The sequence below is a fragment of the Aquabacterium sp. TM01 genome, from assembly GCF_057808345.1.
On record NZ_AP046529.1, the window covers coordinates 3,025,916 to 3,047,200 of the forward strand.

The 21,285-nt window shown below is 65.1% G+C and carries 21 protein-coding genes and 1 tRNA gene; 8 read left to right on the plus strand and 14 right to left on the minus strand.

Annotated features, from left to right (window positions below):
* Positions 1–2 precede the first annotated feature (2 nt).
* Together AC3WW4_RS13985 and AC3WW4_RS13990 are read left to right on the plus strand one after the other, a co-directional pair.
* On the plus strand, positions 3–1,034 hold the full coding sequence (locus AC3WW4_RS13985; protein WP_488829078.1) for a serine/threonine protein kinase: 1,032 nt from the start codon (positions 3–5) through the stop codon (positions 1,032–1,034).
* A 113-nt stretch (positions 1,035–1,147) separates the two neighbouring features.
* Positions 1,148–1,600, plus strand: coding sequence for a flagellar basal body-associated FliL family protein (locus AC3WW4_RS13990; protein WP_488829079.1), 453 nt, complete (start codon positions 1,148–1,150; stop codon positions 1,598–1,600).
* 14 nt (positions 1,601–1,614) lie between these two features.
* On the opposite strand, the gene AC3WW4_RS13995 is transcribed toward AC3WW4_RS13990, so the two are convergent.
* The 4 genes from AC3WW4_RS13995 to AC3WW4_RS14010 are packed head-to-tail and all read right to left on the minus strand — an operon-like array spanning position 1,615 to position 5,965.
* Positions 1,615–2,253 carry a Clp protease ClpP gene (locus AC3WW4_RS13995; RefSeq protein ID WP_488829080.1) on the minus strand — a complete coding sequence of 213 codons (639 nt, stop codon included), beginning with the start codon at positions 2,251–2,253 and terminating at the stop codon, positions 1,615–1,617.
* Between the two features lie 30 nt (positions 2,254–2,283).
* Positions 2,284–3,876, minus strand: a complete 1,593-nt coding sequence (locus AC3WW4_RS14000) for a diguanylate cyclase domain-containing protein (RefSeq protein ID WP_488829081.1) — start codon at positions 3,874–3,876, stop codon at positions 2,284–2,286.
* Positions 3,873–4,151 (minus strand): hypothetical protein, encoded by a 279-nt coding sequence (locus AC3WW4_RS14005; RefSeq protein ID WP_488829082.1) that lies wholly within the window; start codon positions 4,149–4,151, stop codon positions 3,873–3,875. The genes AC3WW4_RS14000 and AC3WW4_RS14005 overlap by 4 nt, the downstream gene beginning before the upstream one ends.
* Positions 4,151–5,965: a methyl-accepting chemotaxis protein gene (locus AC3WW4_RS14010; RefSeq protein WP_488829083.1), complete on the minus strand. Its 1,815-nt coding sequence runs from the start codon at positions 5,963–5,965 to the stop codon at positions 4,151–4,153. The genes AC3WW4_RS14005 and AC3WW4_RS14010 overlap by 1 nt, the downstream gene beginning before the upstream one ends.
* A gap of 501 nt (positions 5,966–6,466) precedes the next feature.
* On the opposite strand from AC3WW4_RS14010, the gene AC3WW4_RS14015 reads away from it, so the two are divergent.
* Entirely contained in the window at positions 6,467–6,817 is a 351-nt protein-coding gene (locus AC3WW4_RS14015) for a YggL 50S ribosome-binding family protein (protein WP_488829084.1), read from the plus strand.
* Between the two features lie 160 nt (positions 6,818–6,977).
* Entirely contained in the window at positions 6,978–7,433 is a 456-nt protein-coding gene (locus tag AC3WW4_RS14020) for a ferritin-like domain-containing protein (RefSeq protein ID WP_488829085.1), read from the plus strand.
* 11 nt (positions 7,434–7,444) lie between these two features.
* Here the strand turns inward: AC3WW4_RS14020 and mepK are convergent, their stop codons facing one another.
* The 3 genes from mepK to AC3WW4_RS14035 all read right to left on the minus strand — a co-directional run bounded on the left by mepK (position 7,445) and on the right by AC3WW4_RS14035 (position 9,773).
* Entirely contained in the window at positions 7,445–7,975 is a 531-nt protein-coding gene (mepK, locus tag AC3WW4_RS14025; RefSeq protein ID WP_488829086.1) for a peptidoglycan L,D-endopeptidase MepK, read from the minus strand.
* Positions 7,976–8,036: 61 nt separating this feature from the next.
* A complete protein-coding gene (locus tag AC3WW4_RS14030; RefSeq protein ID WP_488829760.1) occupies positions 8,037–9,611 on the minus strand; it encodes a L,D-transpeptidase family protein in 1,575 nt (524 codons plus the stop codon).
* Between the two features lie 85 nt (positions 9,612–9,696).
* Positions 9,697–9,773: transfer RNA gene (locus tag AC3WW4_RS14035), tRNA-Ile, on the minus strand.
* Between the two features lie 152 nt (positions 9,774–9,925).
* Here AC3WW4_RS14035 and AC3WW4_RS14040 point away from each other — a divergent pair.
* Positions 9,926–10,975 carry an NADP(H)-dependent aldo-keto reductase gene (locus tag AC3WW4_RS14040; RefSeq protein ID WP_488829087.1) on the plus strand — a complete coding sequence of 350 codons (1,050 nt, stop codon included), beginning with the start codon at positions 9,926–9,928 and terminating at the stop codon, positions 10,973–10,975.
* 43 nt (positions 10,976–11,018) lie between these two features.
* On the opposite strand, the gene hrcA is transcribed toward AC3WW4_RS14040, so the two are convergent.
* The gene (gene hrcA / locus AC3WW4_RS14045) at positions 11,019–12,038 is read right to left on the minus strand and encodes a heat-inducible transcriptional repressor HrcA (protein WP_488829088.1); all 1,020 of its coding nucleotides are present in this window, start codon (positions 12,036–12,038) and stop codon (positions 11,019–11,021) included.
* Positions 12,039–12,132: 94 nt separating this feature from the next.
* Between hrcA and AC3WW4_RS14050 the strand changes: the two genes are divergently transcribed.
* The 3 genes from AC3WW4_RS14050 to rapZ are packed head-to-tail and all read left to right on the plus strand — an operon-like array spanning position 12,133 to position 15,726.
* Positions 12,133–13,035: an NAD kinase gene (locus AC3WW4_RS14050; RefSeq protein ID WP_488829089.1), complete on the plus strand. Its 903-nt coding sequence runs from the start codon at positions 12,133–12,135 to the stop codon at positions 13,033–13,035.
* Positions 13,036–13,039: 4 nt separating this feature from the next.
* Positions 13,040–14,791 carry a DNA repair protein RecN gene (gene recN, locus AC3WW4_RS14055; protein WP_488829090.1) on the plus strand — a complete coding sequence of 584 codons (1,752 nt, stop codon included), beginning with the start codon at positions 13,040–13,042 and terminating at the stop codon, positions 14,789–14,791.
* Positions 14,788–15,726 carry an RNase adapter RapZ gene (gene rapZ, locus AC3WW4_RS14060; RefSeq protein ID WP_488829091.1) on the plus strand — a complete coding sequence of 313 codons (939 nt, stop codon included), beginning with the start codon at positions 14,788–14,790 and terminating at the stop codon, positions 15,724–15,726. Before recN ends, rapZ begins: the two co-directional genes overlap by 4 nt.
* Before the next feature lie 13 nt (positions 15,727–15,739).
* Here the strand turns inward: rapZ and AC3WW4_RS14065 are convergent, their stop codons facing one another.
* Genes AC3WW4_RS14065 through AC3WW4_RS14090 form a run of 6 tightly spaced genes read right to left on the minus strand, consistent with a single transcriptional unit; the run spans position 15,740 to position 21,272 of the window.
* Entirely contained in the window at positions 15,740–16,669 is a 930-nt protein-coding gene (locus tag AC3WW4_RS14065) for an SDR family oxidoreductase (protein WP_488829092.1), read from the minus strand.
* Positions 16,670–16,695: 26 nt separating this feature from the next.
* On the minus strand, positions 16,696–17,724 hold the full coding sequence (locus tag AC3WW4_RS14070) for an NADP-dependent oxidoreductase (protein ID WP_488829093.1): 1,029 nt from the start codon (positions 17,722–17,724) through the stop codon (positions 16,696–16,698).
* 31 nt (positions 17,725–17,755) lie between these two features.
* A complete protein-coding gene (locus AC3WW4_RS14075; RefSeq protein WP_488829094.1) occupies positions 17,756–18,220 on the minus strand; it encodes a PaaI family thioesterase in 465 nt (154 codons plus the stop codon).
* Positions 18,221–18,238: 18 nt separating this feature from the next.
* Positions 18,239–19,033: an SDR family oxidoreductase gene (locus AC3WW4_RS14080; protein WP_488829095.1), complete on the minus strand. Its 795-nt coding sequence runs from the start codon at positions 19,031–19,033 to the stop codon at positions 18,239–18,241.
* A gap of 37 nt (positions 19,034–19,070) precedes the next feature.
* Entirely contained in the window at positions 19,071–19,352 is a 282-nt protein-coding gene (locus AC3WW4_RS14085) for a Dabb family protein (protein WP_488829096.1), read from the minus strand.
* 42 nt (positions 19,353–19,394) lie between these two features.
* The gene (locus AC3WW4_RS14090; RefSeq protein WP_488829097.1) at positions 19,395–21,272 is read right to left on the minus strand and encodes an acyl-CoA dehydrogenase; all 1,878 of its coding nucleotides are present in this window, start codon (positions 21,270–21,272) and stop codon (positions 19,395–19,397) included.
* Positions 21,273–21,285 lie beyond the last annotated feature (13 nt).

The following is a 21,285-nucleotide window of genomic DNA, read 5'->3' on the forward strand; positions in this document are numbered from 1 at the left end:
GCATGCACGCCGCCGACACCCCTTACGCCGACCTCACGCCTGACCTCGTCCTCGACACCCTGGAGGCCTTCGGTCAGGCCGTGGACGGGCGGCTACTGCAGCTGAACTCCTACGAGAACCGCGTCTTCCAGGTCGGCCTGGACGATGGCCGCTTCGTGGTGGCCAAGTTCTACCGGCCCGGCCGCTGGAGCGACGCGCAGATTCTCGAAGAACACACCTTCACGCAGGCCCTGGCCGACGCCGAGGTGCCCGCCGTGCCCCCGCTCACCCTGGCCGACACCGGTGCTGCCGGTGCGCAACTGCTTGGCACGCCCCCGACCCTGGGCGCCTTCCACGGACACCGTGTGGCCGTCGCCCCCCGCCGTGGCGGTCGCGCCCCCGAACTCGAAGACCCGGACGTGCTGCGCTGGCTCGGGCGCTTTCTGGCACGGTTGCACACCGTGGGCGCCGAACAGCCCTTCGTCCACCGCCTGCGCCTGGACGTGGACCAGACCGGGCGCAGCGCTCGCGACTGGCTGGTGTCGCACGACATCCTGCCGCCCGACCAGGCACCCCGCTGGCTGAGCGCGGCCGACCAGGCCCTCGACCTGGCGCAAGCCGCCTTCGACCTCATCCCTGACCTGCGCTACCGCCGCGTTCATGGCGACTGCCACCCCGGCAATGTGCTGTGGACCCCGGACGGCCCCCACTTCGTCGACCTCGACGACGCCTGCATGGCGCCGGCCGTGCAAGACTTCTGGATGCTGCTGAGCGGCAACGAGGCCGACCGCCGCGGCCAGCTCGACGCCCTGCTCGACGGCTACGAGAGCGTGGCCGAGTTCGACTGGCGCGAGCTGCGCCTGATCGAGCCCCTGCGCACCTTGCGCATCCTGCACCACAGTGCCTGGCTGGCACGCCGCTGGGCCGACCCGGCCTTCCCTGCGGCCTTCCCGTGGTTTGGCAGCGGCAACTACTGGCAGCAGCAAACCGATCTGCTGCACCAGCAAATCGAGCTGCTTCAGGCCCCCACCGATCAACCGGCCTGGCTGTCCTGACACGGCCGACTCCGCCGCGCCCGTGACATAGTCCCGCGCCGCGCCGTCCTCCCACCGCGCCCGGCTGCCGGCCGGGTGTAAGGTGACCGTTTGAGCCAACAGGAGATTTCTGGATGAGTGTGGCAACCGCCCAATCCGACAACAACCGCAGCGTGTGGAGCCTGATCCTGGCCGGCGCCGCCTTGATCGGCACACTGGCTTTGGTCACATGGGGCTGGCAGAAGTACACACAAACACCGGATGAGCTGGTGCGCCCCGTCCCCATCTACCTGAGCATCGACAAGATCGAAACAAAGATGTCGGACGGCAGTGTGCTGACCTTCAAGTTCGGCCTGCAACTCAAAGACCCCAAGGACCAGAAGGTGCTGGGCCCCTATGCCCCGGCCTTTCGCAGCATGGTCGCCAATCTGACCACCGAGTTGACCTACCAGGACCTCGCCAGCCCGGACAGCATGACCGAAATGGGGGGCTACATCCAGTACACGCTCAACGACTACCTGACGCAGCAGGGCCTGCCCCAACGGATCAAGGGCGTCCTGTTCGAGGACTGGCTGCTGCTGCTCTGAAGCTCACGCCGGGATCAGCCCTTGGCGCTGACCGTCACCTTGGTCTTGCGGGCAACCGGTTTGCGCGTCTTGGCAGGTGTGGTCTTGCGCGACAGACGGCGGCTGATGTCGTCGGAGTCGATCCAGTAGTCCGCCCCCTTGAGGATGCGGTCCACCTCGTCGTCTGACAGGAAGGGGGTGCAGATGCGTCGCATCACCTTCTCGAACCAGCGCCCCACGGCGGCGATCTCGGCCTGCTGCTCGTTGCCCTTGCCGGCGAAGATGCCGGAATAGGTGTGGAACATGAGCTGGCAGTTGTCGTGCACGAACAGCTCGTCCCCGCTCAGAAAGATCAGGGCCGCCATCGAGTAGGCCCGTGCCTCCAGAATGGTGACCACCCGCGCGCTGGAGGCCGCGATGTTGTTGATGATCTGCAGGCCCGTGTTGAAGTCACCGCCCGGCGAGTTCAGGTGCAGGTAGATCAGGTCGGTTTCGCTGGCCGTGCGCAGCGTGAAGAAGAGCTCGGTGTAGTACTGCGGCTCTTTCAGCTCACCACAGATGTAGTACGACACCTGCCGCACCGGCACCTGGCGCTCGTAGCGCAGCAGACCCTGAAACGGCACGACTTCGCCGTCGCTCTCATCTTCATCTTCGCGTCGGGTGGCAACTGGCAAGGTGCAATCCTCCATGGAACGGAATGGCCATTATGCGCAGGCTGGCTCACTGGGCGGGAGCTCAGCCAGCACAATGGTCTGGCGCCCGGCCTCCTTGGCACGGTACATGGCCGAATCTGCCTGCTGCAGCAAGCGGTCTTCGCTACTGGCCTCACTGTGGAACAAGACCAGGCCAATGCTGGCGCCGCAAACGTGCGTCACCGTCCGCACACTGCCATCGTCTTGAGACAGGGTCAGGTGATAGGGCTCCGACAGGGTGCGCAACACCTTGTCGGCCACGCCGCGCGCCTGAGCCAGAGACGTCGGCCGGTCTTCGTGCAAATCGGCCAGCATCACGACAAACTCGTCTCCGCCGAAGCGGGCCACGGTGTCGGTTTCGCGCACACAACGCATCAGGCGCTGCGCCACCTGGATCAGCACCAGATCACCGGCGGCGTGTCCGTGGGCATCGTTCACGGGCTTGAAGTGATCCAGGTCCAGGAACATCAGCGCACCGTAGCGCGGCTCGCGCTTGTGGCTGGCCAGCGCCTGCTTGAGCCGGTCGCGCATCAGCACCCGGTTGGGCAGCTGCGTCAGGCTGTCGTGATAGGCCAGGGAGCGGATCTGGTTTTCCATCTCGACACGGTCCTGGATGTCGGTGAGGAAGTTGAGCGTGGCGGGACGCCCTTCCCACTCGAACTGCGTGCCGCTGATCTCGAACCAGCGCAGACCGCGGTCGTGGGTGAGCACACGCAGGGGGTACTTCAAGCCAAGCGCCAGGCCCTGCACACGCAAGCGGTAGGACTCCAGCACCTTGGCACGGTCCGCTTCGTGCACGAACTGCAGCAGGTCCTGGCCCAGCACATCCTCGGCGGTGTAGCCCAGCGAGGACAGCAGCATGGGATTGGCGAACTGCACCCGTCCGCTCTGCGCCACCACGATGCCTTCGCAAGCGTTCTCCACCAGCAGGCGGTAGTTGTGATTGCTGAGGAACAAGGCCTTGGCCAGCCGCTCTTCACTCATCAGCACCACCCCCAGCACCAGCAAGGACATGCCCACCAGGGCCGCCATGATGGTGAGCGATTGCACGAGGCTGGAGTCACCGAAGGACAAGGCAGGATGGTGCTCGGTGAGCGCGCCGTACAGCCGCCACATGAAAAGCAGCAGCACCAGGATCACCCCGCTCAGCGTGATGAAGCGGCCACGGCCAGGCAGGGCTGGGTGGGGGTGCCACAGCAACCATGCCAGGCAGACACACAGTCCGCCATACACCACACTGCCCATCGCCACACGCAGGCCCAGGTAGGACGGCGATTGCAGGAAAACGTAGATCAGGGGCAGCGCCACGACAGGCGCCCACCACCACCAACGCCGATCCTTCACCTCACGGAGGTCAAGGAAGACCTGGACGAGCACGGCCAGCGAGGCCAGCAAGGCGGCGTTGCCCAGCACCACCGGCACGAAAGGCGGGCCTTTGCCGGTCTGGGCAAAGCACACATAGGCCACCCCATGCAAGGCCATGGACAGGGCGCACCACAGCAGGTCTTTCTTGCGCGGCCAGGCCACACAGGCCAAGGCCACCGCCCAGGAAAAACTGACGATGACCACCACCAGCAAGAGCGTCGGGGCATGCATGCCAGTCATGGTAACCGGCTCCAAGCCCATCGGGTGAGGAGCGCGATGCAAGCCAGGTCCAGCGCGCCGCCCGCGCGCAACATGTCCGATCGCGTGGCGCGCCCGGCGCCGAACACCAGGGCATGGGGAAGCGTGGCCTCGGTCAGCCAGAGTACCCCGATGAAAACAGTGAGGCTGAGGCTCTTGCGAACCTCAGCCTCAAAAGACAGCCACGCGTACAGGGTGGCCGACACGGCCAGCGCGCCCAGCATGACCATCGCTGAGCGGACGCTGGCGCCAAACATCAGAAGGTTTCCCAGTCCTGATCGTCCACCACCGCCGCCGCTTTGGACGCAGCAGGACGTGCTGGCGCCAGAGTCGGCGCGGCCATGGGCTTCACCGGCGCTTTCGCCTGCGGTGTCACCACGACAGCCGGCTCAACCTTCGCGGCCACCGATGCCGATGCCGCAGCCACGGCCGGCTTGGCCGCAGCACGCACCACCAACGCGGGGCGCGAAGCCGCCTTGACTGGCTTGGCGGCCGACAGGGCCGGGGCAGCCAGCGTGGCGGCGCCACCACTGACCTTGAACAACGACACCACTTCGCCCAGCTTGCGGGCCTGATCGCTCAGTGCACTGGCGGCAGCGGCAGACTCTTCCACCAGGGCAGCATTCTGCTGCGTCATCTGGTCGAGGTTGCCCACGGCCTGGTTGACCTGGCTGATGCCTTGCTGCTGCTCGCTGGCGGCGGCCGAAATTTCGGCGATCAGGTCGCCGACCCGCTGCACACCCATCACGATGTCCTGCATGGCGGACCCGGCGTCGCTCACCTGTTGCGAGCCGGACTCCACGCTCTCCACCGAGCGCTGGATCAAGGTCTTGATCTCCTTGGCGGCCTCGGCACTGCGGTGCGCCAGGCTGCGCACTTCACTGGCCACCACCGCAAAACCACGCCCCTGTTCACCGGCCCGGGCGGCTTCCACAGCCGCGTTCAAGGCCAGGATGTTGGTCTGGAAGGCGATGCCATCGATGACGCCGATGATGTCGGAGATGCGGCGCGAGCTGTCAGAGATGTGCTGCATGCTGGTCACCACATTGCCCATGACCTCGCCACCGCGCGTGGCCGCCTGCGTGGCGTTCAGCGCGAGCTGGTTGGCCTGGCGGGCCGTCTCGGCCGACTGGGTCACGTTGCTGGTCAACTGCTCCATGCTGGCCGCGGTCTCTTCGAGGTTGGCGGCCGTTTGCTCGGTACGCGAGGAAAGGTCCTGGTTGCCATTGGCAATTTCCGTCGACGCGGTGGACACCGAATCCACCCCCGAACGCACCTCGGACACCAAGCTGCGCAAGCGCTCGCTCATCTGGACAAAAGCTTTGAGCAGGTCGCCGAACTCGTCGTGACGATCGGTGCTCAGGTTCTGCGTCAGGTCGCCCTCGCTGATCGCCTTGGCCACGGTGATGACCCGCTGCAAGGGGTGCACGATGGAGCGGATCAGGATCAGCGTCAGGCCCACGGCCACAGCCAGCAAGAAGACCGCAGCGAGCACGCCCATGATGGCGACCTTACGGCGCGCTTCGTGCATGACCTCGACGGCCTCGTCACGCTCCTTTTCCTGCAGCTTGACAAAGTCGTTGAGCGCGCTCAACAGTTGATTGCCCGCCGGTGTGAACTGCTCCTCAGTGAGCTTCAGCAGGGCGGCAGTGTCACCAGACGCCTTGATCTGGGGGACTTGCTTGAGCACGGCCACGGCTGCGGCACGCGCTTGTGTCACTTTCTCGTAGCCCTGCTTGTCAGCGTCGCTGCTCAGGCTCTCCTGAACGGCACGCTGGATCTCGTTGATTTTCGCCGAATCGGCCGCCGAGCGCTCGCCCAATTGCTTGTAGGTGGCCTCGGTGGACACATTGATCGCCGCCGTGGTCCGTGCCATCACCACCTCGGTCAGGCCCTGCCAGCGCACCGCTCGCGTGATGGCCTCCTCGTTGCGCTCCACCTCTCCGAGCGCCGTGAGCATCGCCACGCTTGCGCGGTTCTGCGTGAAGGCTGCGGCAGCCAACATCACGATCAGCAAACCCATGATGGTGCCCCAGAGCTTGGGGGCCACCCGAATGTCGTCCAGCTTCATGTTGTCATTCCGTTCTGCGTTCAATTCAGCCGAATCAATTTACCTGATCGGCCAGTTGGTGGAACGGATGAACGTGGAAATAGTGCAATGTCGTGCAGGAGATCGCATCTCAGCCGCGACAGACGTGGTGAAAGTGCACGCCCCACTGGCGCGCCAGCACACATCCAGGCTAACTCTACCTTTTGGCGTAAGGTATCAGCACCCGGCAGGTGACTGCAAACGGCACCTTGTACGCGTCAAACCACTGTGCGGCCGAACGCCAGGTCAACTCGCCCTTCTCCAGCAACTGCAAAGCCCTGTCGATCGTTCGTCGCATCTCGTGCTGATAGCGCTGCTCTGCCATGATGAACCCCGATTGATTTGATTTGTGGGCCAATATAGTAGCCAGACATCGCCAGATGCAAAAGCCAGCGGCGCCGATGGTGGTATCGGTCCCGGCGATGCGTGGGCGATACTCGGCCTTCCTGGTCGCTTGACCAGATCACTTTATCGGAGCCCCCCATGACCAAACACCGCAGCCGTCGCCAACGCAAGAAACTGCACGTCGGCGAATTTCAAGAATTCGGTTTTGCCTTCAAAACCCAGCTGAAAGACGGCGCCCGCGAAGAAGTGTTCGTCGACGCCTTGCTGGAAGAAGTGATCGAACCCAAAGGCCTCGAATTCGGCGGCTGGGCCAACGGCGGCTTCATCACCAAGTCCGAACGCGGCAGCGTCTCGGCCGAAGACCGCACCGCCCTGATCGAATGGCTGCGCGCCCGCTCGGACGTGGCCTCGGCCCGCGTCAGCGAACTGGTGGACGCCTGGTACACCGACTTTGTGACGGAAGACGCGTTGACGCCTGTGGTGAGCTGAGGACGAACGGCGCGAGGGGCAAAGGGCCACTTGGCCCCGCCCTCTGTGCACGAAACGCTGCGAGCGTCCCATGGTTAATGGGGACATGGCCCCGGAAAGGAATGAAAATCAAACGGCTGCACAGCGCCGTCGCGTTTGCCGCTCCTCGAAAGGAAACACCATGGAAGACGCCAAGAACAAAGCAGCCATCGATGCCCTCAACCGCATCATGGAACTTGAACTCGCGGGCGTGGTGAAGTACACCCACTACTCGCTCATGGTCTATGGGTTCAACCGTATCCCGATCGTGTCGTGGATGAAGGGCAATGCCGATGAGAGCTTGGTCCATGCCCACAGAGCCGGTGAGCTGGTGACGCTGCTGGGAGGCCACCCCTCCCTGAAAATCGGCCCCTTGCTGGAGACAGCCAAGCACGACATTGGCGACATCCTGCGCGAGAGCCTGGCACATGAGAAAAATGCCCTGACGACCTACTACGAATTGCTCAAGATCGCGGAAGGGCACTCGGTGTTGCTGGAGGAATATGCCCGCGAACTGATCGTGACCGAAGAGATGCACCTGGACGAGGTCAACAAGATGCTGCGTCGCCCCGGCGATACCAGCGCATTCACGGCGTGAGAGCCAAGAGCTCAGCCCTGCCAGCTGCGCACCCGGCCGGTATCGACATGCACGAATTGCTCGCTAGGGTAGTAGCCGACGCCTCCCGCCCGCAGCGACAAGGCCACATCACGCAACTCGCTGAGCGGCACCCCCGGCAAACGGATGTCGATGGCTTTGCCATCCATGTGCAGGCTGCGTCGAGCGACCCCGCCACTGCGCGTGGTGCGCAGCGACTCATTGGTGGTGGGGCAGCGGTAACCGGAGATCACCTCGAAGGACTGTGAGACACCCAACTCGAGCTTGACCCGGTGCAACAGGTCGAACAAGGTCGGATCGATCACACCCACATCACCCGAGTAGTGGTCGCGCAAGAAATGGTTCAATGAGGCCAAGGCATCGGGCACGTACTGCGCGTCCTCTGCGTACACCAGGGCCAGCTTCTCGCCGGTGTGGGTGTGGTCCAGAGCCAGACTGCGCGCGCCAGCCCCGGCCGCCAGGGCCTGCCGAGGCAGCAAGGGCGCGGCAATGCCCGTCACCGCCACCTGAGCAGTGCGGAGCATGAACCGTCGACGGGCAGGATGGGGCAGCGACACAGGCATCTCAGATCGTCAAAAGCGAATTTTATTCTGCTTCCATTTTCGGCTGAGGCAGTGGGGGCAATCCCGTGGAACGCTCGCGTAGCGCCTGATCCAGCATCGCATCGTGTCCGTACAGGTCGGGGTAGAAAAAGACCCGGCCGCTCTTGACGACCACCGTGCTGTACGCGATCAGCACCCGCAGGGGCTGCTTCAGACGCAACGTGCGGGATTCGCCCTTTTCCATGGCCTCACGAATGCGATCCTCGGTCCAGTCGGGCTCCTCCTGCAGGACAAACCGGGCCAAGGCGACCGGTTCCTGGACGCGGATGCAGCCGTGGCTGTAATCGCGCCGTTCGCGCTCAAACAGCTGCGGAGCCGGGGTGTGGTGGAGGTAGATGTTGTCGTGGTTCGGGAAAACGAACTTGATGTCGCCGAGGGCATTCTGGGGGCCGGGCCGTTGCCGAATGCGCCAACCCCCGTGAAGGACGGCATCCAAGTGCGCTGGCGCCAAGGTGGTGACCGCCTGACCACTGGGCGTCACAAACTCAAAGCCCTGCTCCCGGAAATAGGCAGGATCGCGCCGGATCTTGGGCACGGTTTCCGCGCGGGCGATCGATGGCGGCACGTTCCAGTAAGGACTGAACTCGATGTAGCGCATGTCTGCATCGAACAGCGGCGTGTGGGTGTCCAGCGCCTTGCCCACGATCACCCTCATCGTCAACTGAACATTCACCTGCTCATCTCGCACCTCATATGCACGCAAGACGAACTCCGGCACATTGACGACGATCATGCGCGGCGCATTCAACAATGGTGTCCAGCGCAGTCGCTCCAGAGACAGCTCAATCTGCCGCACGCGCTCGGCAGGTGTCACGTTCAGTTGTTGCAGCGTGCCACGGCCCAGCACGCCATCGGGTGCCAGGCCATGGCGCGCCTGAAACGCCTGCAAGCCCGTCAGCAGCAAGCCGCCGAAACGCTCAGGCACGGGCGTCCCGACAGGGAGGTCGCCCAGGGCTTCCAGGCGCTGCGCCAGTTGCACCAGGCCCGCATAGGCCTGCCCTGTCTCCAGCTTGCGGCGCGGCAAGGGCGGCAGAGGCGCCTGCCAGGCGGGATGATCGGCCAGCGCCCGGTATTGGGCCAGCGCCTGGCGCAACTCACGGTACATCGGCAATCGAGGCACCACTTCGCGCAGGGCTTCGGATAGGCGACGCCCGGCAACGGCCTCACGCACGAAGGCGTTGGCATCAAACGGCGCATGCAGTGGCACGTCAAAGTCGGCGTGAATCTGGCGTGGGTCGATCCGCCCGTTGTGCAGGTCAGTCAGGTAGCGTTGGAGTGCCGACGTCAGCGCGGCATCCAGCGCTCCCGACTCCGCATCGGACAGCACCGCCCCTTGCTGAGCGGCGCTCAACTGCGCGTCCAGCAGAGCTGCCTGGTAGTCAGCAGGGTTCAGGCCCTCGTCGGCAGCAGACAGCAGGCTGTCAACCGCCTGCCGGGCTTCGGCCGTTGGCCTCCCTGCGTTGAACCAGAGCTGCGCCTCATCGGCCAGTGCCGGGCCCGCCGCAAAGGCGACGACCAGCAGGAGAGATCGAAACCACTTCGACACCATCGTCACCATCGTCACCAACCATCTTGACCCACAGCGGCGACCTGCGACGCCAACAAAAAAAACCAACCCCCGAAAGAGGTTGGTTTTCTCAATTTGGTAGGCCGTGTTGGACTTGAACCAACGACCAAAGGATTATGAGTCCTCTGCTCTAACCAACTGAGCTAACGGCCCCCTGCCTTGCACAACAAGGAATCCGCGATTGTAGGGCCTGCCCGCGTGCCCATTGCTGCCCCACCTCCCTCGAAACCAGCGCCCCCGCCTCGGATTTCCAGCATGGCCTACGATGAAGACTCACCCCTGTCCTCATCCCCCTGGAGCCCCCCATGCAATACCGCCCCCTTGGCCGCACCGGCCTCAACGTGAGTGCCATCGCACTGGGCACCATGACCTGGGGTGAGCAAAACACCGAGGCCGAAGCCCATGCGCAACTCGACTTCGCGCTGGACGCCGGCATCAACCTGATCGACACCGCCGAAATGTACCCGGTGCCGCCCCGCCCTGACACCCAGGGCCGCACCGAGCAGTACATCGGCACCTGGCTGCGCAAGACGGGCCGGCGCCACGAAATCATCCTGGCCACCAAGGCCACCGGCCCCGCCCGCCAGGCCGCACGCCCCAGCCATGTGCGGGGCGGCCGCCTGCTGCACACCCGCGAGAACCTGTTCGAAGCGGTCAACCTGAGCCTGCAGCGCCTGCAGACAGACCACATCGACCTGTACCAGTTGCACTGGCCCGACCGCTCCACCAACACCTTCGGCCAGCTCGGCTTCAGCCACGTCAAAGAAGAAGAGACCACGCCGATCGCAGAAACGCTGGCCGCGCTGCAAGAGCTGGTGCAGGCCGGCAAGATCCGGCACGTGGCTGTCTCCAACGAAACCCCTTGGGGCCTGAGCCGCTTTTTGCACCTGGCCGAGGCCCGCGCCCTGCCCCGCGTCGCCAGCATCCAGAACCCCTACAGCCTGCTCAACCGCAGCTTTGAAATCGGCCTGGCCGAGATGTCCTTGCGTGAAGACGTGGGGCTGCTGGCTTACTCGCCGCTGGGCTTTGGCGTCTTGAGTGGCAAGTACCTGGCCGGGCAACGCCCCGAGGGCGGCCGCCTCAGCCTGTTCGAGCGCTTCAGCCGCTACAGCAACGACAACGCCGAACGCGCCACCTACGAGTATGTGAGCCTGTTCCGCCGCCACGGCATCGACCCGGCGCAGGGCGCGCTGGCCTTCGTCAACAGCCGTGCCTTCGTCACCAGCAACATCATCGGCGCGACCTCGCTGGCGCAACTGCGCAGCAACATCGACAGCCTGACTGTGACGCTGTCGCCCGAGGTGCTCGAAGGCATCGAGGCCATCCACCAGCGCTATCCCAACCCGGCGCCCTGAACGAGCCCTGAGCCCACCTCGAGCGAACGCGCCGGCGTCGTGCTTACTTCTGGCTCAGCGCGTTGCTGACCAGCCGCGAAGTGATGTCCACGATCTGGATCATGCGGTCGTAGGCCATGCGGGTGGGACCGATCACGCCCAGCGTGCCGACCACCTGGCCGTGGATCTCATACGGGGCCGAGACCACCGACAGTTCCTCGAACGGCACCACCTGGCTCTCGCCCCCAATGTAGATGCGCACGCCATCGGCGCGGCTGGAGCCATCGAGCAGGCGCATCAACTGCGTCTTCTGCTCGAACAAGTCGAACATGCGGCGCAGCGAGCCCAGGTCGTGCGAGAAGTCTTCCACCGTCAGCAGGTTGCGCTCGCCCGACAACACCAACTGGTCGCTGCTTTCGGCCAGGGCCTCGCCACCAGCCTGCACCGCCGCCTGCATCAGGGTGGCGATGTCGCCGCGCAACTGATCGACTTCAGAGCGCAGACGCTCGCGCATCTCTTCAATGGTCAGCCCCGAGTAATGGGCGTTGAGGATGTTGCTGGCTTCCACCAGTTGCGACTGGCTGAAGTCGTCGGCGGTGAAGATGACGCGGTTTTGCACATCGCCATCGGGCGAAACCAGGATCACCAGCACGCGCTTGTCACCCAGGCGCAAAAACTCAATGTGTCGGAACACCGAGGCCTTGCGCGGCGCCGTGACCACGCCCACAAAGTGCGAAAGGCTGGAGAGGAGGTTGGCCGCATTGGCGATGACGCGCTGCGGCTGGTCGGGTTGCAACTGCCCGTGCGCCTCGCTGCTCAGTTCACCCATGCCCTGAGGGCGAGCAGTCAGCATCGTGTCCACAAACAGGCGGTAGCCCTTAGGAGTGGGAACGCGGCCGGCCGAGGTGTGGGGGCTGACGATCAGGCCCAGCTCTTCCAGGTCGGCCATGACGTTGCGGATGGTGGCTGCCGACAAGTCCAGGCCCGACGCGCGTGACAAGGTGCGAGAGCCAACAGGTTGGCCATCGGCAATGTAGCGCTCGACCAGCGCTTTCAACAGGATCTTGGCACGGTCATCCAGCATGGGTGTCTCATTCTAGTTCTGGGCCGCGTGTTTGACGCCGCCCGCTCAGGGGAATGACCTAATTTGTCACATCCGCTGTGGTGTAATTCTTCGCATGCCGAGTTCGCCTTCCTGTCGCTTCCGTCACGCCGCCCTGGTGGGCAAATACCAGGCCCGCGGCATCCGCCCGATCCTGGAAGATGTGGCGCATCTGCTGGCCCGCGCTGGCCTGGACGTGTCGCTGGAGAGCGAGACCGCTCTCAACACCGGCATGACCGAGTACCCGGCCTTGAACATCAAGGAGATCGGTCAGCAATGCGACGTGGCCGTGGTCCTGGGCGGAGACGGCACCATGCTTGCCATCGCCCGCGAACTGGCCCCCTTCAACATCCCGCTGATCGGGATCAACCAGGGCCGCCTGGGCTTCATCACCGACCTGCCCCTGAAAGACGTAGGCACCACCCTGCCCCTGATGCTGCGCGGGGAGTACGAAGAAGAGCGCCGCGCCATGCTGGCCGGTGCCGTGCTGCGCCCGATCCGGGGCGATGGCTTCGAGACCATCTACGAAGGCTTTGCCATCAATGAGGTGCTGGTGAGTCGTGGCGCCACCGCCAGCATGGTCGAGCTGCGTGCCGAGATCGACGGCCAGTTCGTTGCAAACTACCGCGCCGACGGCCTGCTGGTGTCCTCGCCCACGGGTTCGACCGCCTATGCGATGTCGGCCGGTGGCCCCATCATGCACCCCGGTGTGGGCGGCTGGGTGATCGTGCCGATTGCCTCGCACACCCTGTCTAACAGGCCGCTGGTGGTGTCGGACGACGTCACCATCACCATCGAGATCGTGGCCGGCAAGGATGCGGGCATGAACTTCGACATGCAAAGCCTGGCCAGCCTGCTGCACGGCGACCGCGTGATCGTGCGCCGCTCGGACCACCAGGTGCGCTTCCTGCACCCCAAGGGCTGGAGCTACTACGCGACCTTGCGCCGCAAACTGCGCTGGAATGAAGGAGTGAGTTAACACCATGCTGCGTCGCCTGACCCTGCGTGATTTCGTCATCGTGACCAGCCTGGAAGTGGACCTGGGCGGCGGCTTCACCGCGCTGACAGGCGAGACGGGCGCGGGCAAGTCCATTCTGATCGACGCCTTGCAGCTTGCCTTGGGCAGCCGTGGCGACGCCGGGGTGGTGCGCGAAGGCGCGGCGCGAGCCGACATCACCGCCGAGTTCGAACCCTCGGCGCAACTGGCCGCCCTGCTGGCGCCCTGGCTGGAAGAAGCGGGCTTTGACAACCTGGAGCCCGGCGCCCCACTGCTGCTGCGCCGCGTGGTGGACGCCCAAGGCAAGAGCCGCGCCTGGATCAACGGCTCACCCGCCACGGCCACGCAACTGCGCGAACTGGGCGAGCACCTGGTCGACATCCACGGCCAGCACGCCTGGCAAAGCCTCACCCGTGCCGACGCCGTGCGCGCTCTGGTGGATGCGCAAGCCGGCGTGGACACCCCCGCGCTGCAAGCCGCCTGGATGGCCCGCCGCGACGCCGCCCGGCGCCTGGACGAGGCCCGCGGCCAGCAGGCCGATCTGGAGCGCGAACGCGAGCGCCTGCAGTGGCAGATTGGCGAGCTGGACAAGCTCAACCCGCAGGCCGACGAGTGGGACACGCTCAACACCGAGCACAGCCGCCTGAGCCACGGCCAGGCCATTCTGGATGCTGCCCGCCGGGCGCTGGACGCCGTCTCCGAGACCGATGACAGTGCCGAGAGCCTGACCGCCCGCGCCATCGACGCGCTGGAAGACGTGGCCTCGGTGGAGCCGCACCTGGGCAACGCCCTGGAGGTGCTGCGCGAAGCCCAGGCGCAACTGCAGGATGCCGCCCGCAGCCTCAACAGCGCCTTGCACCACACCGAACTCGACCCCGACCGGCTGGCCGAACTGGATGGCCGCATGTCGATGTGGATGAGCCTGGCGCGCCGCTATCGCCGCGCTGCCCCCGAGCTGCCGGAGCTGCTGCAGAGTTGGCGCGACGAGCTGGCGAAGCTGGACGCTGCGAGCGATCTGGACAAGCTGGAGCGCGACGCCCAAGCCGCTCACCAAGCCTGGTTGAAGGTGGCGCAAACCGTGAGCCGCCAGCGCAGCGCGGCGGCCCCGGCGCTGTCTCAGGCCGTGACCGAGGCCATGCAGGAACTGGGCATGAAAGGTGGCCGCTTCGAGGTGGCGCTCACCGCGCAAAGTGAACCCCAGGCGTTTGGCCTGGAAAACATCGAGTTCCTGGTGGCCGGACACGCCGGCAGCACACCGCGCCCACTGGGCAAAGTGGCCTCGGGTGGCGAGCTGTCGCGCCTGGCGCTGGCCATTGCCGTCACCACCTCGCAGCGGAGCGACGAGCGCAGCCAGGTCGGCACCCTCATCTTCGATGAGATCGATTCGGGCGTGGGCGGGGCGGTGGCCGACACCGTGGGCCGCCTGATGCAGCGCCTGGGTCGCGACCGGCAGGTCATGGCCGTGACCCACCTGGCGCAGGTTGCCGCCTGTGCGCACCAGCATCTGGTGGTGGCCAAAGCAGTGCACGAGGGCCAGACCACCAGCAACATCCGCGAGGTGCGCGATGACGTGCGCACCACCGAAATCGCCCGCATGCTGGGCGGCCAGATCACTGACACCAGTCGCGCCCATGCGCAGGCCATGCTCACCACGGCCCACGCTCAGGATGCCCAAGACGCCGATGCTGCCGCGCCTGCAGCAAGCAAGCCATCTCGACGCCGCAAGGAGGCCGCATGAGCCAGCTCGACATCGTGTTGCTGACGGGGATCTCCGGCTCAGGCAAATCCGTGGCGCTCAATGCACTGGAAGACGCGGGCTACTTCTGCGTGGACAACCTGCCCCCTGAATTGCTGCGCGGCCTGGTCGACCTGGAAGTGCAACGTCCGCCCGAGTTGAAGCGCCGCATCGCGGTGGCCATGGATGTGCGCAGCGTGGACTCCCTGCCCCACCTCAAGCCCGTGCTCGACACCCTGCGGCAAGAGGGACTGAAGGTGCGTTCGGTGTTCCTGGATGCCAGCACCGACACGCTGGTGCGGCGCTTTTCTGAAACGCGGCGACCTCACCCCTTGCTGAAGCTGCGCCCGCAAGCGCCGGCCGAGGCACCGCGTCGACGTGCCAGTGACCAAGGTCAGTTGGCCGCCGACGAAGCCACACACGCCCTCATCGACACCATCACCATGGAGCGCGAACTGCTGGGCCCGCTGCGTGAGGTGTCCACCGTGATCGACACCAGCCTGCTGCGTCCGGCGCAGCTACGCACCTGGGTTCGCCACATCGTGGGTGCCGAGCCGGCTGCCCTGACCCTGGTGTTCGAGTCGTTCGCGTACAAGCACGGCGTGCCGATGGACGCCGACTTCGTCTTCGATGTGCGCATGCTGCCCAACCCCTTCTACCTGAAGGAGCTCAAGCCGCTGACCGGGCGTGATCAACCCGTCATCGACTACCTGGACGCCCAGCCAGAATCGGCCGAGCTGCTCGCACAGATCGAAGCGTTCTTGCTGCGCTGGCTGCCCACGCTGGAGAGCGACCAGCGCAGCTACGTGACCGTGGCCATGGGCTGCACCGGCGGCCAGCACCGCTCGGTGTACTGCGTGGAGCAGTTGGTCAAGCGTTTTGCGGCCCGCGGGGTCGTCCTGTCACGTCACCGTGAACAGGACGCCCGCAGCAGCTGATCTGCGGCGCTGTTCAGTCCTCTTTGGCGAGGGCTTCGCGCAAAGCGGTCTTCAGCTGAGCACCAATTTCCGGCTTGCCCGCAAACGGGTCAGTCGGGTTGCGCGCCTGCATCACGTCTTCCATGCGCACCTGCACCATGCCAATGGCCTTGGGATGGGTGTAGACGTAGAACTGGTTGGCCTTGATGGCGTTGAACACCAAGACAGCTGTGTCGGTGGCGGTCACCTTGCCGGACGTCACGGCCTTGGCGCTCATGGCCTGGCCAATCAGCTGGCTGGCTGTGGGCTTGGCGTCGGTGCGCAGCTCGACCGGGCGGTTGCGGTGCGACTGGTGGATGCCGGTGGGCACGAAGTATGGGCACAGCACCGAGGCGTGCACCTGGTCGGTGACGAGGGCCAGGTCCTGGTACAGGGTCTCGGACAGGCTCACCACGGCGTGCTTGCTGACGTTGTAGACGCCCAGGTTGGGCGAGTTCAGCATCCCGGCCATGGAGGCCACGTTGACGATGTGTCCTTGGTAGTTGGGGTTCTTGCGTGCTTCGGCCAGCATCAGCGGCGTGAAGACGCGCACACCGTGAATGACGCCCCACAGGTTGACGCCCAACACCCACTCCCAGTCGCGTGGACCGGCTTCCCAGATCAGGCCGCCATAGGCCACACCGGCGTTGTTGATGACAATGTGGGGCACGCCAAAACGCTCCAGGCACATATCGGCCAGGGCCTGAATGTCCTCACCACGAGAAACGTCACCGCGCAGGGCCGCCACCTGGGCACCAGCGGCGGTCAGCTCGGCCACCACCGCATCAAGGGCTTCCTGCTGGACATCGGTGAGCACCAGGTTGAGGCCCTTCTGGGCACCCAATCGGGCCAGCTCCAGACCAAAGCCGCTGGCGGCACCCGTGATCACGGCCGTCTGGCCCGGTTGCAGATTCAGATGAGTCATGCTGTATGTACTCCTTGTTTGAATGTTCAGATCAGTTTGACCAGTTGTTTGCCAAAGTTCTTGCCCTTGAGCAGGCCCAGGAAGGCCTCGGGCGCGCTGGCAATGCCTTGCGCCACCGACTCACGGAACTTCATCTTTCCGGCTGCCACCATGGTGCCCAGTTCCTGCACGGCATCGGGCCACACTTCGGGGTGTTCGCTCACAATAAAACCCTCGACTTTGAGGCGGTTGACCAGGATCAGGGCCGGGTTCTGCATCGGGGTGGGCTCGCCGTTGTAGCCGGCGATCATCCCGCACATGGCGATGCGGCCAAAGGCGTTCATGCGCAGCAGCACCGCGTCCAGGATCATGCCGCCCACGTTCTCAAAGTAGCCGTCGATACCGTTGGGCGTCGCGTCCTTGAGAGCCTTGTAGAAGCTCTTGGGGTCGGGGTTGGCCTTGTAGTCCACGCAGGCATCAAAGCCCAGTTCCTTGACCACGTAATCGCACTTGTCGGCACCACCGGCCACGCCCACGACACGGCAGCCGCGCGCCTTGGCCAACTGGCCCACCACGCTGCCTACAGCGCCGCTGGCGGCACTGACCACCACGGTTTCACCCGCCTTGGGGGCGATGATCTTGACCAGGCCGTACCAGCCGGTCACGCCCGGCATGCCCACCGCTCCCAGGTAGGCGGACAGCGGGATGTGGGTGGTGTCCACCTTGGTGAGCGCGCCACGCTGGGTGGCGTCGACCACGCTGTGGGTTTGCCAGCCGCCCATGCCCACCACCTTGTCGCCGACGGCGAACTTGGGATGCTTGCTGATCAGCACCTCGCCCACCGTGCCGCCGAGCATCACGCTGTTCAGAGGTTGAGGCTCGGCGTAGCTCTTGCTGTCGTTCATGCGACCGCGCATATAGGGGTCGAGCGAGAGGTAGTGATGGCGCACCAGCACCTGGCCGTCGCTCAGCTCATCGGCCGAGGGCAGCGGGGTCTGCACCAGCTTGAAGTTGTCGACACTGGCTTCGCCCTGCGGACGGGATACCAGCAGGATTTGTTCGTTGACTTGGCTCATGGGACAAACCTTTCTTGGGGTGGGTGTCACATCAATCGGAACCGGGGCCTTGCAGATGAGGCTCATCGGGTGAGCCGGCTGCAGGCCGGGATTTGGGGATGTCGCGCAGATACTTGAATGTGCCGGTGGCGTGGGCGCACAGCCGGTCGTGTGCGTCGAAGACCTTGCCCTCGCAAAACACCAGGGTGGCGGTGCTGTGCAGCACGCTGCCCAGCGCCCGGATGCGCCCGATGCCCGGTCGAGTGAAGCTGGTCTTCATCTCGATGGTGACCGCGCCGGGGCTTTGCCCTTGGGCATCCAGGCGCAGGCTGCGGGCCGCGTGCGCCATGGCCACGTCGAGCAGGGTCATCATCAGGCCGCCATGGGCGACGCCGAAGGAGTTGGTGTGGTTCTCGTTGAGCGTGAGCGAGACCTCGGCGTGACCGCCCTCAAAACGCTGCAGCTCGCACCCGATGCCTTCGACGAAGGGGATGCGGAAGGCAAAGGGAATGGCCATGTCCGACGTACCCTCGACTCAACCCACGAGGGCACTGACGCCCCCGTCCACCGCCAGGATCTGGCCGGTGATGTGTTTGCCAGCCTCGGAGGCAAACAGCAGCGCGGCCCCCTTCAGGTCTTCGTCGTCGCCCAGACGCAGCAGGGGCGCATGGCTGGCCATGTTCTCCTCGCCGACCGCACCGAGGAGGCCGGCGGTCATCTTGCTGGGGAAGAAGCCCGGGGCGATGGCGTTGACGCGGATGCCCAGGTGCCCCCATTCACAGGCCAGTGCACGGGTGAAGTTGACCACCGCCCCCTTGCTGGTGTTGTAGGCAATGGTCTGCATGAAGGCCGGGTTGCCGCCCAGGCCCGCAATGGAGGCCACGTTGATGATGCGGCCCTGCTTGCGCGGGATCATGCTGGCCTTGGCAATGGCCTGCGACAGCAGGAAGTAGCCGCGCACGTTCAGGTTCATCACCTTGTCCCAGGCGTCCAGCGGGTGGTCCTGTGCGGGCGCACCCCAGGTGGCGCCGGCGTTGTTGACGAGAATGTCCACGTCGCCCACACGCTCCAGGGTTTCGTCGGCCAGGCGCTGGATGTCCTCGGGCTTGCCGGCATCCGCGGCAATCCAGCGGGCGTCGATGCCACGGTCCTGCAGGGCCATCACGGCCTCTTCCAAGTCAGCCGCCTTGCGCGAGCTGATGACGACCTTGGCGCCGGCCTCGCCGAGGGCCTGTGCCATCTGCAGGCCCAGGCCGCGGGAGCCGCCGGTGATGAGGGCCTTCTTGCCCGTGAGGTCGAACAGGTTCTGGATGGTGCGGGCTTCGCTCATGCGGTGGTCTTTCAATGAAAAGGGGCAGTCGTCAGGGTCAGCAGACGTAATCGAGCACATGGCGGCCCGATGCCATTTCGCGGAGCGGGGCGATGACGCCCTGGTGGTGGGGATGTTGCTGGTAGGCCGCGAGGGCCGCTGCATCGTCAAAGCTGGAGACCAGCACGACGTCGGCCGTGGCTTCCAGGCCCTCGGTCTTGATGCCCACCTCGAACTCGAGGATGCCGGGGACGATGTCCTTGCAGCTGTCGAGCAAGGCCTTGACCTTGGGCGCGTTGGCCGGGTCCTTAAGGGTGAACAGAACGATGTGCTTCATCATGATGGGCTTCTTTCGTGTGCGTTGCGCAGTCGGTGTCGTGGTTCAGAACCAGTCGGCCTGGGCCTGGGCACAGGTCAGGTCGCGGCGCGAGACCACGCCCAGCCAGGCGTCGATCTTGGGCAACTCGTAGGCAAAGAAGTAGTCTGCCGCAGCGCGCTTGCCTTGCAGGAAACCGACGCCCAGAGGTCCTTGGTCCCATGTGCCCTTGGCTTGGGCGGCCTGCGCAGCGATGGCCAGCTCCAGCCAGATCCAGGCCAGCACGGTGTGACCGAAAGCCTGCAGGTACAGCGTGGCGTTGGCCAGGGCCTCTTCAGGCTGGCCAGTGCTCCACGCGGCCTTGGTGGCCGCGCCCACCTTTTGCAGCGCACCAGCCAGGGCATTGGCGTGCAGTGCCAGGCCTTCGATGTGGCCGGCCTTCTGGATGGTTTCGCTGATGCGCTCGGCCAGCACGGCCAGGGCCTTGCCACCGTTCATGACCACCTTGCGGCCCAGCAGGTCCATACCCTGGATGCCGTGGGTGCCTTCGTGGATCATGTTGAGGCGGTTGTCGCGCCAGTATTGCTCGACAGGGAAGTCGCGGGTGTAGCCCGCACCGCCCAGCACCTGGATGGCCTGGCTGTTGGCCTCCAGAGCCCATTCGCTGGGCCAGCTCTTGGCAATCGGGGTCAGCAGCTCCAGCAGCAGGTGCGCCTTCTCGGCTTCGGCCTCGGTGCCGGTCTGCTCGTCGTCCACCAACTGCGCACACAGCAAGCCCAAGGCCAGACCGCCTTCGACCACGCTCTTCTGCATCATCAGCATGCGCTTGACGTCGGTATGCTGAATGATGGGGATCTGCGGGCTGCTGGCGTCCTTGCCGGCCGCGGTCATGGCACGGCCTTGCGGACGATCCTTGGCGTAGGCCAGCGAGGCTTCATAGCCGGCATAGCCCAGCATGGTCGCACCCAGGCCCACGCCAATGCGGGCCTCGTTCATCAGCGTGAACATGCACTTGAGGCCCTCACCGGGCTTGCCGATCAGGTAGCCCACGGCGCCGGCCTGGCCGTGCACCGGAAACTTGCCTTCGCCAAAGTTCAGCAGGGTGTTGACGGTGCCGCGGTAGCCGCACTTGTGGTTCAGGCCCGCCAGTGAGACGTCGTTGCGCTGCTCGGTGATGGTGCCGTCAGCCTGCACCAGCTTGCGCGGCACGATGAAGAGCGAAATGCCCTTCACGCCGGGGATGGTCTTGCCGTCTTCGCCGGGAATCTTGGCCAGCACCAGGTGCACGATGTTCTCACCCATCTCGTGCTCACCGCCCGAGATCCACATCTTATTGCCCTTGAGGCGGAAGCGCGGACCCAGCGGGTCTTGCTGCCAGGGCGTGGCGCCGTGGGCTTCGCTGCCGATATCGGGCACGGCCTTGGTGGCGATGTCCGACAGGCTGGAGCCGGCCTGCGGCTCGCTCAGGCACATGGTGCCGAAGGTGCGACCTTCCAGACCGGGCTTGGCAAACACCTCGACTTGCTTGGGAGTGCCGTGCGCCAGGATGGTGTTGGCGTTGCCGCGCGTCAGCATCGGGTAGCCGCCCAAGGCCACGCTGGCCTTGAAGAAGAAACTCATCGCCGCCATTTCGACCACGGTGGGCAGCTGCATGCCACCGACCTCGACATCCTTGGCTGCGGCCATCAGTCCCGAGTCGATGAAGGCCTTCAAAGCCTTCGGGGTCTCGGCCGGCAGGTGCACACGCTCGCCGTCGAACTCGGGCTCTTGCAGGTCGGTCAGGCGGTTGATGGGAGCGAACTGCTCGGTGGCGATCTTCTCGCCCAGGTCCAGCACCGCATCGAAGGTGTCGCGGCTGTGATCCGCGTGGCGGGGGCGCTCACACAGGGCATCGGCTTTCAGCCAGTCGTAGAGAAGGAAGTCGAGGGTGGCACGTTGGGTCATGATGGCATGCGGT